The sequence below is a fragment of the Candidatus Nitrosocosmicus franklandus genome (assembly GCF_900696045.1).
GTDB lineage: Archaea > Thermoproteota > Nitrososphaeria > Nitrososphaerales > Nitrososphaeraceae > Nitrosocosmicus > Nitrosocosmicus franklandus_A.
The window spans coordinates 1,354,138-1,366,706 of sequence record NZ_LR216287.1; the positions used below are offsets into that span (position 1 = coordinate 1,354,138).

A 12,569-nucleotide genomic window follows, 5' to 3' on the forward strand; every position below is an offset into this window, starting at 1 on the left:
TGACTTATTATTTTCGTATAGTAGTAGATAAGCCATGATCGAGTCATAGTTCTTATGAAATATTTTTCAACATGATATAGAAGAATAATTTTAGACATTAAACATATTCTGATGTTGTTTAATATCATATTGTTCCTCATTTGAGTTCGTTAAAACAATAATCTTAAATATTATAATATTGCATTTGATTAAATGAGTTTCTGGAATTCTCCAAATGATGAATGGTTCAAGAGATTTTTTGGAAGAAATAGAGGAACAAGCTGGTTAGGACATAACTATTTTGAAGACATGTTAAGAGACTATGAGGATTTTAGAAAAGAAATGGAAAAAATGTTCCAAGAAGAGTTTAAAGGTATAGAAACCAAGGCCCCTAAAGAACTTGTGAGAGAATACACCACTCCTGAAGGATCAAAGGTCAGAGAAGTGGGTCCTATTGTTTATGGATATTCAATGACAATAGGTCCTGACGGCAAACCTCGTGTAAAAGAATTCGGTAATGTAAAGGCTTCTAAAATGGGAGCTGCCCCAATCTTGAGCCCTGAAAGAGAGCCACTGGTCGACATAACCACCAACGATAAAGAGGTAAAAGTCATAGTTGAAATGCCAGGTGTAAAAAAGGAAAACATAAAAGTAAATGCTTATGATTCATCAGTTGAAATAAGTACAGACGACCCACAAAGAAAGTACCACGAGGTTATCGATTTACCCCCAGAGGCAGACATCGAAACTGCATATTCTAGATATAACAATGGAATTTTGGAAGTTGTTTTCAATAAGAAGCAACAATCAAAACCAAAAGGCAAGGATATAAAAGTAGAATAAACAATATTATTAATTTTATTTATTTATGTATGCATATTTTTCTTTAGTTTTTCATCGTTCTTTGTTTTAATATTGGGACATAAATAATAGGATCTTCCTGTGTCCCAATTGTTTTATTCTACTCATATCCTTACAAATACTTTTTTTACGAGATAACACCATCACGTGAATTCCATGTCTTAATTTAATTATGTTATACCCATCTCACACAAGAATACACCGTATATGTCTATTCGTACCATTGATATCAATATCAATAATGAAAAAAATTGTCTTATATGGCAATGATTTTTCTGTATTCATAACTGTATACAAATTCGAAAATAAATTACCTTTTTTTAAATTAGCGACGAACAACATGATAAGGACAGGGTATTGTGACTAACTAGTTACCCTACATTGCGGAGTCGAGAACAAGAGGCATGGTCAAACGTTTATTGACAAGCAATTCTTCAAAATATTTGAAAATTATCCAAAAAATACTACCCAAAGTTTTGTTTTAATCTATATTTTCAATTCTCTTTGTCTTTTGGTCTAGAGTGTAAAAGTAGTTCATAAGACATATATTTTTCAACAAATTCTCCACCCCTCTGTACTTTTCTCACAGTAGAATCATAATTTGAACGCGTATCGTATAAAAATCGTACAATCGTAAGAGCATTAAATCCCTCTGGATCTATAACTATGCTATCAGGACGAGTTTCATTGATTATTTCCATAACCTTTTCATAATCACACGGATTTTTAACATCTCTGTATCCATTGTTTGGTATCCACATGACATCAAAATAATCTGCATCATTGCCTTTCTCAACTATTATGTGGCTAATTCTTAGCTCCCTATTTTGCATACTCTTTGGTAGTTCATTCAAATATAATCATTTTTCGTTTTCCAATAGTTATGATTGATAATTCCAAAAACTGCTATAAAATACATCAAATGATTAATCCATGTAAATAATAAACTATGTTCCTTTGATATGAACCCTGTGGCAACCCCAAAGGACTGTATGCATATTTAATAAATAGATTATTATAACCAAATCTCAGAAACATCATCCATGTCTATTTTTTCTGGTCCTTTCTTCTTCTCCTACTTCTTCTTCGGTGATTTCTCTTCTTATGGATTTTAATATTTTCTTGTCTTCTTCCTCGGCACTATTCTCGGATTTTCCAACTACATTTGACTCCTCATAGGCATACTCGTTTTCTCCACTATCATTAATCGATGACATGTAAGTGGTTTCACATAGTCATTAATGTATTTTATCTATCTGTCTATTTGTCACGTCTTTCGTCGAGTCTTAATATAGTGTTCTTGATTGTAAACAATTGTTTTTAGTCACCATTTAAAAAATATCTCGACTATCAATCAATTGGACCTTACACTACCAACTAAAAAAATAGAAAAATTTGATTGTTTGGTTCCTGTCCTTCTCCTTCCTATACCTAGCTTACATTAACCTTGAATTCCTCATCGCCTTCTGACTGGGTTGGGTATTTCTTTGGTACATTGATTTCCAGTACTCCATCTTTAACTTTTGCATTAATTTGTGAAGGGATTATTTCTTGGGTAAAAGGTATTTGTCTATGAAATGACTTGTATGACCTCTCACTATAGATATATTTTTTACCTTTTTCCTTTGTTTTCTCTGTTTGAGATCCTGAAATAGTAACAGAATGTTTTGTTGCGTTTACGGCTATTTTTTCCTTGTTTATTCCTGGCACTTCTAAATTTATTTCATATCTGTCTCCTCTATCAATAACGTCGCATACAGGGAGCCTTGTATCTGCGATCCTGTCGAAAAATTCAAAAGGTGTTATTCCTCTTAATGGGGCCAATGAGGATGGCCATGCTTGTTCCATAAAGTTCTGCATATTTTGCATATTTTGCCTAAAAGTTTCAAAAAAATCATCAAAATAGTTTGGGTACGATACACCCGGTGGGCTTTTTATGCTCCCAGATTGGTTTTTGACTTCAATACTTTCTTTGTTTGAAGATGCATTCTTTGAATCATTTTTAGATGATTCAGATGTAGAGGATGATGAAGATGTTGACATACTATCTTTTGGGAGAAGATGTTTATAAAAATTACATATGGTATTAACATAGATAAAATATTAAAAGACAATTCTTCTTGATTTTTTTGAATACGCATATCCGAGGGTTCAGATAACGTTGTTATTTGGATTTTTTTTCAAGATTCCTGCAATGGAATTCTATCAATCACAATTCATTGACCTTTGTTTGTTCCCAAATCTACAATTGCCTTTATAATATCCGTTTTTGTTATTATTCCAACTAGCTCTTGCAATTTGTTTACCACTGGTATTCCACTAATTTGGTTTCCAAGCATTAATCTGGCCGCATTTGTTAAGCTGTCGTGTTGCTCGATAAGTATTAGTGGATTGGATGTCATTATATCTTCTGCTGTGAAGGGCAGCATTCTTATTCTAGAAGACAAATGCCGATTTTCGAATTCTTTTAATCTGTGGCTTGAAATTCCAAAATATTTTCCTTTAGGGATCATATCTCTTGTAGTTATTATGCCTATAGGTTTATTTTCGCGCACTACAATTACTCGCGATATATTGTATTGAGTCAACAATTCTGGTATACTATTTGCATTTTCTTCGGGTCTTACGGCAATTACCTTTTGAGTCATATAGTCATGTGTAGTAAAATTACCTATATCACGGCTAGCAATTAGTGCTATCAAATCTGTCTTCGTAATTATCTTTTTTGCATTATTTTCTTCATCTACAAGCAATAAAGAGCTGATATTTTTATCAAGCATAAGTTGTGCACAGATCCCTAGTGAAAAATTCTTGTGAACAGCATATAATTCGGGTTTCTTATTTTGGAGTAACTCCTGTAATTTTATCTCTCCTAATCTGCGTTTATCAAACTGATGCGATGACAAGAAGTTTGCTATATCCTTTTCGGTAACAATACCAATTGCTTTTTTGTCCGGAAGTGAAGAGTCAAATACAACAATTCTCTTTATATTATATTTTAGCATAGTATTTCTTACGTCAAGAAATGTATTGTCTGGTCCTAAAGATACAATCGGTTTAGCAACATGAAACGCGTTTATTATAAAGCTGTCGTTTGTGTTTCGTGACACAGGAAAAAAAGTATTATTTTAAGATAAAAAGATTTATGCACTATATTTTGGGTTTGATATATATTTTTATATTTAAATACGCTCAGATAATCAACAAATGTCACTCAAGAAGAATGAAAACGGAAAGATACTTCTAAAAGCCGGAGATGTTAGCAGACCTTTAATTTCGATAGATCAGGACAAAATGATATTGGATCTTAGAGATATTATTTTAAAATACAATATAAGAAGAATAGGAGTATCAAGTAATGATAAAATTATTGGTATCGTTACTGAGAAAGATCTATTTAATTTTTTATACATGAATTCTACCAACAGAAAATTACTGAGTGAAATACCTATTAAAGATCTGCTCAAGAACCCAAATCAGTTGATCACAGTTAATAAAGATAGTTCAATTCAGTTTTGCGCTAAATCTATGCTCAACAACAACATCAGTTCTTTACTTGTAACCAGTGGTGATGGAGGTCAAATAAAAGAAATAATTACAAAATCTGATATAGTTGAGATATTTGCGTATCACTGTTCGGGTTTCTTTTCTGTTAAAGAATGCATGACGAGCAAAGTAATTACAGCTGCTCCTGATGATAATATCAATTTCGTTTCTGATCTTTTGCAGGCTCATAAGATATCTAGAATAGTAATTGTTAAAGATAATTTTCCGGTAGGAATTGTTACTTTGAAGGATTTTTTTCCTGCAAGTATATTTTATGGAATAAATTTTGCATCAAAGTTTCCATCGTCAAGTTCTGACGAATCTAAACAACAACAAAAAAAACCGAGAATGAAAACATCCGATATAAAATCGTTCCTAATTGCCAGTGACATAATGACTCCTCAACCTCTTTTAATGGATGAAGATGATGACATAGCTGACGCAGCAAGGATAATGATAGGGCATAGAATCAGCGGACTGCCAGTAATCAATAATAAAATGATCCTGACAGGAATTGTAACTAAAACCGATATTCTAAAATCTTTAGTAAAGATTTACTAAAGATTTACATGGATTTACAAACCAGGTAGACTAATTGTTGATACCGCTATAACTCCATACTTTATTTCTTTGTATAATTACCCGGGAAAACTAAATACACGAGTTACAAATAGTCGATCATCGAAAATTATCTTTGACTGAACTTATTTTTCCTCCGAGCTATCAGAAGTGTCTGGAAGAATGTCTTTTATCGAATCGTGAGCAATCTTCTTTCTAGGTTTCTTCGATAATTTCTTTGGTCTAAAAACTGCACCCATATTTTTATTTGTATTATGAAAATATTAAACGTTACCATGTCTTGTTTTTTTTGTTATGACAGTTAGAGTATCGAACATTATATTCTTATTTATGACAGAGTGGTCATTATGCAATGTAATTAAGAGATCGTTGGAATTGCCAATTTCACCATAAAAAGAAGGAGAAGGGGAATTTATTGTCTATAGTTATATGTATATACAATTTGGGAAATCATAATGCGTGTTTTATTTGCAATAATTATATTGATACATATGTTTTATAAGGATCACCTACTCAAAAAAACTCAATTATTTGCTTTGTCTTACTCTGATGTGAATGTATCATAGATTGAAGGACTGTTTCTGCTTGCTAAGGTAATTGAAAGTCAAAGCTAGTATTATCATTTCATAAAGTACTTGAAGTTAACTTTTTGACATTAAATTTACCTTCAACAAAAACAGGTTCATCGATTCCCCAGCTCCACTTTTTTGTAGGTTTTATCCGAATATACCTAGATTGTGGATGATCCGTATTAGACATGTAACCTCCTTGACGATCTACCGTATCTGCCATGCCATAAATTCTAATACCACGTGGTTCCCAAGGTTTGACAGATTCTAAATCATCTATTACTAGGGCGACTTTTTTATTTACTAAGACGTTTTTGTATTTGGTAGATTTAAGAATATTCATTCCGCCCACGTAGAAGTACTCGCCATCAAAATCAAAACCAACGGGTACTACATCTGGCTGACAACTTTCAATATCTGAAGGAGAGAATGAACAAGAGGTAGCTATTCGTGCAAGTCTCTGTGACTTGATATATTCTATTTCTCTTTCTGTAAACAAATATTATCTACAGACAGATGATTAGTCTTAGATGCATATAAAACTACCCTGAGAACAACAAATGTTAGCAATTTCTTTATTTTGTATGTATAATGAGCATCTAGCTTGATTTCGTTACTATCATAGAGAGCTTTATCTGATCAGATATCGCTTCATATGAACAAAATAGTCACCTTATTATTACGACGAGTACTTTATATTTTATGATACTTTACCAGATACACTTCTAAGCGTTAATTTTCGCTCATCCATGCAACCGTTACTTCCAATATTCACTAAATCCATCATATTATCTTTGATGTATTACACAACAATCTTGACCAAGAGATCAAAATAAACAATAGGCGATTCGATACTTATTTCCTTAATTGATTTGTATTTCATTTTCTTTTCTTCAGTATTCTTCTCCATCAAGATTCTAATATCCTAATAAATACTTTCAATACAGCAGCCATCGAAAATTGGTTTCTTACCCACATTTTCAGAGATTATTCTGACTAAAACGCCCTTTGTCAAAGGTAATTCTTAGATTACATGGAGTATCACTATTTTGATGTCCTTTTATTTTAAAATGTGTTAATAGAGATGATGATAATGATGATTATCTAATAAAATTATTAAAAAACCAAAAACGCGAAATTTCATCCTTCAATTGGTTCTCTGGAATTGGGAGGTTACCACCTGTTATTACATCAGAAAGTAAATCTTTACTTTCAACCAAATATCTAAAAATGTCTTTATCAGTTATGATTCCTGCTAATTTGTCATTTTCCAGGATTATAATCCTCCTTATTTTTTTCTCATACATTAATTTCATGGCATCCATTACTGTTGCATTTGAATGCAACGTGATTAAAGGATGGCTCATATGTTCTCTCACGGGAACTACCAATTGATGTGGTTGTAACATACCAATTGATTTTATGACATCTCTTTCAGTAATGATTCCAATTGGATTGCGTGAATTAAGATCATCTACAATGACTACCGAACCGATATCGTTATTAGACATAATTCTAGAAATCCCAATCAAATTCGTGCTCTGGTCGGCTACTATGATATTTTTAGTCATTAAACTAGAGATTGCGATGGAATCGAGGCTCATATGAATTTGATCTAATTAAAGTATATAAAAATGCTTTTTCTATGTTTTGACTTTGTCTACAATCATTAGCAATATATAATAATCTAGTGTACTAATGGACAATCTAGAAGTGGTTATTTTACGCAAAGGCAATTTTATTTCTCTGCCAATGTCAATATCTTTTGATAATAATGTGACGGAGGTAACCCATGGCAGCTTTTTGTGAGTATTGTTAGATTGAACATGAATCGTTAACCTGAAAATAGATATAATGAATCAATTACACAATATAACGATGAAAATCTTAGTTCCTGTTGATGGATCGGACCAATCAATCAAAGCATTAGAATATGCTATATATCTGCTCAAACTTACAGGAGCAAATTCTAATTCCTCAAAAAATGAAAAAGACTTTAACAAAATAATAATTGTAAATGTATTGCCGCATTTTCATGTGCCACTGGGGTTTGAAAAGCCAATGAAGTCGATGAAAACAGGAAAAACAATTTCTTTATCTGAATACATCACAGAAATGAACGAGATGCTAAAGAATGAGTGGATAGAAAGACTATCTGAAATTGAAAAGAAATATGCGGATTCGGGTATTTCCATTCAAACACAATTACTTGAAGGTAGTCACTCAAGTAGGACAATTGCAGATAGTATTGTAAAATTTTCAAATCAAGAGCAAGCAGATCTTATTGTTGTGGGTAATGTAGGATTGGGAGGTATATCAAAAATCAAAGCATTAGGCAGTGTTTCAAGGAATTTAGTAGAAATTTCAAATCGTCCTGTATTAGTAGTTCATTGATATTCGTACTTTCAACTATACAGTAACTATAAAATATTGAGATCTTTTCCTATCTGCTACTACAATGCTTTTAATTGTTTCATAAATATGAAAAGAAATGACGCATAATACAAATTACTCCATCTTCAGTTAGTTGTGGCTTTAACTAAAGTAAAATTATAACTTAAAATGCTATTCGTAAAATAGGTAACAATAAAAAAGTCAGTTATGCAGCTGGAAGACGAGAATTGTCTGTCAACTTTCATTTTTTTGTAGAATGTGTATTTTGAGGGCAAGCAAGTGCATTAGGGCGTAAACGAAAGGTATACAGAATACTGCCCCCACCACCACCGATACTAAAAACGACTGACAAGTTTTATTTAAACTATGTAACAATCAGCTAATAGCAATAGACGTGGTCATAAATGAAAACAGAAACCCGCAGAGTTCTTCAGTTTGAATGACTCAGACAGAATATCAGGCGGGATCTATTTTATATCATTTGAAATTCCTTGAATCAATCGAGATTCTGAAACTAACATCATTAGCACAGTATCTGATGGTGCAAAAAGAGTAATTATTGATATGGTGAAGGTTCTATAACTCTACTAACTATTTCATCTGCTGTTGCTAAGGGAGCCTCTGAAATGTTTGGATCGGGTCAACCAATTAAAATACAGAAGTGATTGTTTCTAGAATATAGAGCATCATAGTAACAATTATCTATACCATAATAACAGGTATTGTAACTAACCGATCCGATCATTGTAATCACTGTATGTACATACTTAGCAAAGTCCCAACTATGTAAGATACTATAGCTGCAATACCTCCTATTATCAAAGTAATAAAGCCTGATCTTATAGAGGGTTTACCTACTACTTTTCCAGAGATAATCCCTATGGAAAAAAAAGCTAGAGCAGTAAAGACCGATGAGTAGGCAAATACGGTTTGAGAAGACAGGCCCGACGATGATGAATCGTTTATGAAAAGTGCAAAGATGAATGGTAGAAGTGGGATTAGACCTACTAAATTAAATGCGACAAATGTCGTAATTGCTTTGAAAATAGGATTTACATTCTCCTTATCTGTTACACCAGTCTTTTCTTTCAATAATATATCTGTCCAAATTTTTCGATTAGAAATTAGGACATTTGTCACTTTTTCTAGTAACTCATCTTTAAAACCTTTCTCTGCATAAATATTTTTAATTTCAGATATCTTACGTTCCGGAAAATCCTCAATCTCTTTGGATTGTCTTTTTCTTTCGCGTTCTTCGTACTCTAACTTAGATCTTGTTGACAAATAATTTCCTACTGCCATGGCAAATCCATCAGCAAATAGGTTTGCAAAACCTAAAATTATAACGATAGACGGAGATAACGATGCTCCAACAACTCCAGCAACTATTGCGAATGTAGTAACAGCTCCATCAGTTGCACCATACACAAAATCCTCTATAGTCCACTTCAAGAATATAGCATACTCTTGACTATTACTTATATTATTTACAGCTGTTGTCAGAACAACCGACTATATTTATTTGGTTTTTGTTATTTTAGGGTCATCGAACTCATCATCTGCCTAACTTTAAGATTTTTATAATAGCAATGTTTTTGGATACGAATTGTAAAGTATTATTAAACCACATACCAAAAATAAAATGAACAAGGTTTTAAACAACAGCAATTTAATCTATCTTGATGAAAATTTTGACACTTGTCGATGGATCAGAACACTCTATAAAGGCCTTGGATTACGCTGTAAACCTATTATCCCAGCAAAACTCGGATTCAAGACGATCTGGTGATAAAGTACAGAGTAATCATCAATTGATAATTTTGAATATATTGCAACCCCTAAAGCTATCAGATGAGGTTGTTCAGCATTTCAAGTCCATAAATCCCGAAAGAAAAAGTTCCTTAAAAAAATATCTGGATGATATTAATTCTGCCATGAAAGATACTTGGATGAAAAAGCTTTCAGACCTCAAATCAAAATATGAAAGGGCAGGGATTTCAATAAGTACGAAAATAGTCAAAGGAACTCATTCGAGTCGGTTTGTTGCTTATAGTATCGTTAAATTTGCTGAAGATGCAAAAGTGGATATGATTACTGTTGGAAGTGTGGGAACCGGAGGTACCCATGAGAAAAAGTCGCTTGGAAGTGTAGTAAGAAACGTTGCAGAGATATCTACTCGACCTGTATTAATAGTACCTTAATAATTTGTTGTCAATAATGGCTTTCAATAGTATTTTTAAATTCACAATAGATCCCGTTACCAAATATCAGCTAAAGGAAAGAGAAGATCAAAAGAAATCCTTTAAATCATCCTTTATATTCAAAGGAGATTTTCCGAAAAGACGTGCATCCATTTCCTTGATCTTTGTTGGTATTTTAGGCTTAAAATCCATATGTAATAGTATATCTTTTTCAATATCTATACCAGGAGCAATTTCTTCCAAGACTAATTCAGTATTATCAAGTCTAAATACTGCTCTCTCAGTTATATAGATAATCTCTTGTCCCCATTTTGCTGCTTGATATCCGCTAAAAGAAATTTTGTAAACATTTTCAACAAATTTGTTTATTGGACCATCCTGCAAAATTTTGATTCCCTTATCGTTAACATCAATTTCTTTCTTTCCTCCCCCAGTAAAAGATCCAGCAAAAAAAATTTTGGACACACCACCTGCAATAACAGGAAATCCTCCCGCTCCAAACAACCTATTAGGCAACATAGATGGATTTACGTTTCCAAGCTTATCTATCTGCAAAAATCCCAACGATGCAGCATCTACTATTCCTCCTTCGAAATTGGAAAACATATCAGGAATAGTCGACAATGCAAATGAGCTCATAGCTAACCCAAAATCATTTCCCGATAAAGCAACCCCTCCCCATGGTCCAGATTCAATAACCAAAACCAGAACATCTGCTATGTTTTCCTCACGAACTATAGACGAAATTAGCGCAGGAATTCCAATTCCTAAATTTATCAAAACGGGTTCTTTTTTTTGCCTCGCCAGACCGACAAGCTCTAATGTTACTCTCCTTGCAATAACCTTTTCATACATTTTCGTTTGATTGTGCATTGAAACAATATCTGAATCATAATTTGCTGGAGAGACCACTTCGTTAGATATTCTTGGGTCATGATAAATAGATCCAGTCTGCCAATGATATTCACCTGGAGAAATCACAATATGATCAATGAGTGGAAAAGGAATATCAACATCGCGGGGATTGATAGTTCCAGACTTTACAATCCAGCGTACCTGACATACTACCTTGCCTTGTGCTGGTCTAGCTTTAGTAGCCTGAGCAATACTGAGCACTGTTCCACGTATTCCTTCAGCTTTCATGGATACATTACCCATTTCATCTGCAAATGAAGCTCGAATTAAAGCAAAATTCGGCTTTGGTGCTTTATAGAATAGGTAATCTTCTCCATCTAATCCAATTATTTCAACTCTACAGGATAAACGAGATCTTGATAATTCATTCAAAGCTGCATCGTCTTTTCGTGGATCCAAAAATGTATCCAAGCCTATTTTTGTTAAAAGACCTGGTCTGCCGGATGCTACCTCCCTAAACCAGTAAGCGGTTATCCCAATCGGCCATCCGTAACATTCAATCCTATTATCAATTACTAGTTTTTGAAACCAAGGAGAGAACCCTAAAAAAGGCATCAAAGAGCCTTTCAGGAAATCTTGACTTTTTTCTTCGTATAATTGCTTGGCTACATGATCCAGTCCTCGCCCTGGAACAGCAGGAAGGGCATCTGATATTATGAACAGATTCTTTGGATGGCCTGATCTATGATATCTATTGTATAGCTGATTTATCAAATACTCTGGGGTGGTTGCCATATTAAAACCAGAAATTGCTACAACATCGTTGTCCTGTACAAGATCCAGAATAGAAACATCGTCATTATAGGTTTTAGAAAACATTCTGACATAGGATCAGTATTATTCGTATTTCATAAGTATTGTTATGAAATAACTTGTCACAAGCATAGCAACCAAATTTTCAAAATGTTACTCATCGAATATGACTTTGTGTATTAATTCGATGATAAAAACAGTTTATTCTCTAGCTTCCAATTCGTTTATTTTTTTCTAATAATTACTCTACTAAATTTTTTTTGCTAGCTTAGATACTACACTGCCAACCAATCATCAAAAATGATAGTTAGATAAGGGAGAACGATAATTGATTGACTATAAACATAATCAGATGTACCACCTATTATTTATGAAACTACAAAAATTTATTTAAAGTTATACCATCCGATATGTCCACACCTTTTGAATACCTGAATGTTCGTGTGACTATAACAAATCATGATGAAAAATTATGAACGAAAATAAATACATACATGCTGTTGTTACTAAAGAAAATTTTCTGTTACTTGCATCTTTCCTGATTATATGAAACATCGAATATTTTACAATTGTATAAGAATACTACTACCTACTCACTGACCATTGGTCTTTGATTTGACAACTCCACATCCAACTCCAAGGTAGTAAGCCGACAGGTTATTACTAAAACCATTTAGATTAGATTTTTTCAATTCTTTAATTATTGTAGTAGTTTCTGTCACGTAAATATACACGGATTGATAGGTTCCAAATTAATGACACACCTTATTAA

13 protein-coding genes are annotated in these 12,569 nt (G+C 33.0%); 4 read left to right on the forward strand and 9 right to left on the reverse strand.

Annotated features, from left to right (window positions below):
- The first annotated feature begins 192 nt into the window (after positions 1 to 192).
- The gene (gene hsp20, locus NFRAN_RS06375; RefSeq protein WP_232037959.1) at positions 193 to 822 is read left to right on the forward strand and encodes an archaeal heat shock protein Hsp20; all 630 of its coding nucleotides are present in this window, start codon (positions 193 to 195) and stop codon (positions 820 to 822) included.
- A 512-nt stretch (positions 823 to 1,334) separates the two neighbouring features.
- On the opposite strand, the gene NFRAN_RS06380 is transcribed toward hsp20, so the two are convergent.
- From NFRAN_RS06380 to NFRAN_RS06395, 4 genes are all read right to left on the reverse strand, one after another.
- Complete coding sequence (locus tag NFRAN_RS06380; protein ID WP_134483926.1) at positions 1,335 to 1,673, reverse strand: hypothetical protein; 339 nt, start codon at positions 1,671 to 1,673, stop codon at positions 1,335 to 1,337.
- Between the two features lie 204 nt (positions 1,674 to 1,877).
- Entirely contained in the window at positions 1,878 to 2,057 is a 180-nt protein-coding gene (locus NFRAN_RS06385) for a hypothetical protein (RefSeq protein ID WP_134483928.1), read from the reverse strand.
- A gap of 214 nt (positions 2,058 to 2,271) precedes the next feature.
- Positions 2,272 to 2,883: an Hsp20/alpha crystallin family protein gene (locus NFRAN_RS06390; RefSeq protein WP_134483930.1), complete on the reverse strand. Its 612-nt coding sequence runs from the start codon at positions 2,881 to 2,883 to the stop codon at positions 2,272 to 2,274.
- Between the two features lie 173 nt (positions 2,884 to 3,056).
- The gene (locus NFRAN_RS06395; protein WP_134483932.1) at positions 3,057 to 3,950 is read right to left on the reverse strand and encodes a CBS domain-containing protein; all 894 of its coding nucleotides are present in this window, start codon (positions 3,948 to 3,950) and stop codon (positions 3,057 to 3,059) included.
- A 97-nt stretch (positions 3,951 to 4,047) separates the two neighbouring features.
- On the opposite strand from NFRAN_RS06395, the gene NFRAN_RS06400 reads away from it, so the two are divergent.
- Complete coding sequence (locus NFRAN_RS06400) at positions 4,048 to 4,947, forward strand: CBS domain-containing protein (RefSeq protein WP_134483934.1); 900 nt, start codon at positions 4,048 to 4,050, stop codon at positions 4,945 to 4,947.
- 642 nt (positions 4,948 to 5,589) lie between these two features.
- On the opposite strand, the gene NFRAN_RS06405 is transcribed toward NFRAN_RS06400, so the two are convergent.
- Both NFRAN_RS06405 and NFRAN_RS06410 read right to left on the reverse strand, forming a co-directional pair.
- The gene (locus NFRAN_RS06405) at positions 5,590 to 6,033 is read right to left on the reverse strand and encodes a PPOX class F420-dependent oxidoreductase (protein ID WP_134483936.1); all 444 of its coding nucleotides are present in this window, start codon (positions 6,031 to 6,033) and stop codon (positions 5,590 to 5,592) included.
- Positions 6,034 to 6,634: 601 nt separating this feature from the next.
- The gene (locus NFRAN_RS06410) at positions 6,635 to 7,138 is read right to left on the reverse strand and encodes a CBS domain-containing protein (RefSeq protein WP_134483938.1); all 504 of its coding nucleotides are present in this window, start codon (positions 7,136 to 7,138) and stop codon (positions 6,635 to 6,637) included.
- A 274-nt stretch (positions 7,139 to 7,412) separates the two neighbouring features.
- Between NFRAN_RS06410 and NFRAN_RS06415 the strand changes: the two genes are divergently transcribed.
- Complete coding sequence (locus NFRAN_RS06415; protein ID WP_172602179.1) at positions 7,413 to 7,928, forward strand: universal stress protein; 516 nt, start codon at positions 7,413 to 7,415, stop codon at positions 7,926 to 7,928.
- A gap of 750 nt (positions 7,929 to 8,678) precedes the next feature.
- On the opposite strand, the gene NFRAN_RS06420 is transcribed toward NFRAN_RS06415, so the two are convergent.
- On the reverse strand, positions 8,679 to 9,380 hold the full coding sequence (locus NFRAN_RS06420) for a VIT1/CCC1 transporter family protein (RefSeq protein WP_134483942.1): 702 nt from the start codon (positions 9,378 to 9,380) through the stop codon (positions 8,679 to 8,681).
- A 230-nt stretch (positions 9,381 to 9,610) separates the two neighbouring features.
- Between NFRAN_RS06420 and NFRAN_RS06425 the strand changes: the two genes are divergently transcribed.
- Positions 9,611 to 10,129, forward strand: coding sequence for a universal stress protein (locus NFRAN_RS06425; RefSeq protein ID WP_145988044.1), 519 nt, complete (start codon positions 9,611 to 9,613; stop codon positions 10,127 to 10,129).
- 87 nt (positions 10,130 to 10,216) lie between these two features.
- Here NFRAN_RS06425 and NFRAN_RS06430 read toward each other — a convergent pair whose 3' ends face one another.
- Positions 10,217 to 11,863 carry an acyl CoA:acetate/3-ketoacid CoA transferase gene (locus NFRAN_RS06430; protein ID WP_134483946.1) on the reverse strand — a complete coding sequence of 549 codons (1,647 nt, stop codon included), beginning with the start codon at positions 11,861 to 11,863 and terminating at the stop codon, positions 10,217 to 10,219.
- Positions 11,864 to 12,390: 527 nt separating this feature from the next.
- The gene (locus NFRAN_RS14335) at positions 12,391 to 12,519 is read right to left on the reverse strand and encodes a hypothetical protein (protein ID WP_269472317.1); all 129 of its coding nucleotides are present in this window, start codon (positions 12,517 to 12,519) and stop codon (positions 12,391 to 12,393) included.
- Positions 12,520 to 12,569: the final 50 nt, after the last annotated feature.

What these genes read in the sequence shown, in the direction of transcription:
- NFRAN_RS06390 (WP_134483930.1), bottom strand. Translation starts at nt 2,883, where the DNA reads ATGTCAACATCTTCATCATCCTCTACATCTGAATCATCTAAAAATGAT.
- NFRAN_RS06380 (WP_134483926.1), bottom strand. Translation starts at nt 1,673, where the DNA reads ATGCAAAATAGGGAGCTAAGAATTAGCCACATAATAGTTGAGAAAGGC.
- hsp20 (WP_232037959.1), top strand. Translation starts at nt 193, where the DNA reads ATGAGTTTCTGGAATTCTCCAAATGATGAATGGTTCAAGAGATTTTTT.
- NFRAN_RS06410 (WP_134483938.1), bottom strand. Translation starts at nt 7,138, where the DNA reads ATGAGCCTCGATTCCATCGCAATCTCTAGTTTAATGACTAAAAATATC.
- NFRAN_RS06385 (WP_134483928.1), bottom strand. Translation starts at nt 2,057, where the DNA reads ATGTCATCGATTAATGATAGTGGAGAAAACGAGTATGCCTATGAGGAG.
- NFRAN_RS06400 (WP_134483934.1), top strand. Translation starts at nt 4,048, where the DNA reads ATGTCACTCAAGAAGAATGAAAACGGAAAGATACTTCTAAAAGCCGGA.
- NFRAN_RS06425 (WP_145988044.1), top strand. Translation starts at nt 9,611, where the DNA reads ATGAAAATTTTGACACTTGTCGATGGATCAGAACACTCTATAAAGGCC.
- NFRAN_RS06415 (WP_172602179.1), top strand. Translation starts at nt 7,413, where the DNA reads ATGAAAATCTTAGTTCCTGTTGATGGATCGGACCAATCAATCAAAGCA.
- NFRAN_RS06430 (WP_134483946.1), bottom strand. Translation starts at nt 11,863, where the DNA reads ATGTTTTCTAAAACCTATAATGACGATGTTTCTATTCTGGATCTTGTA.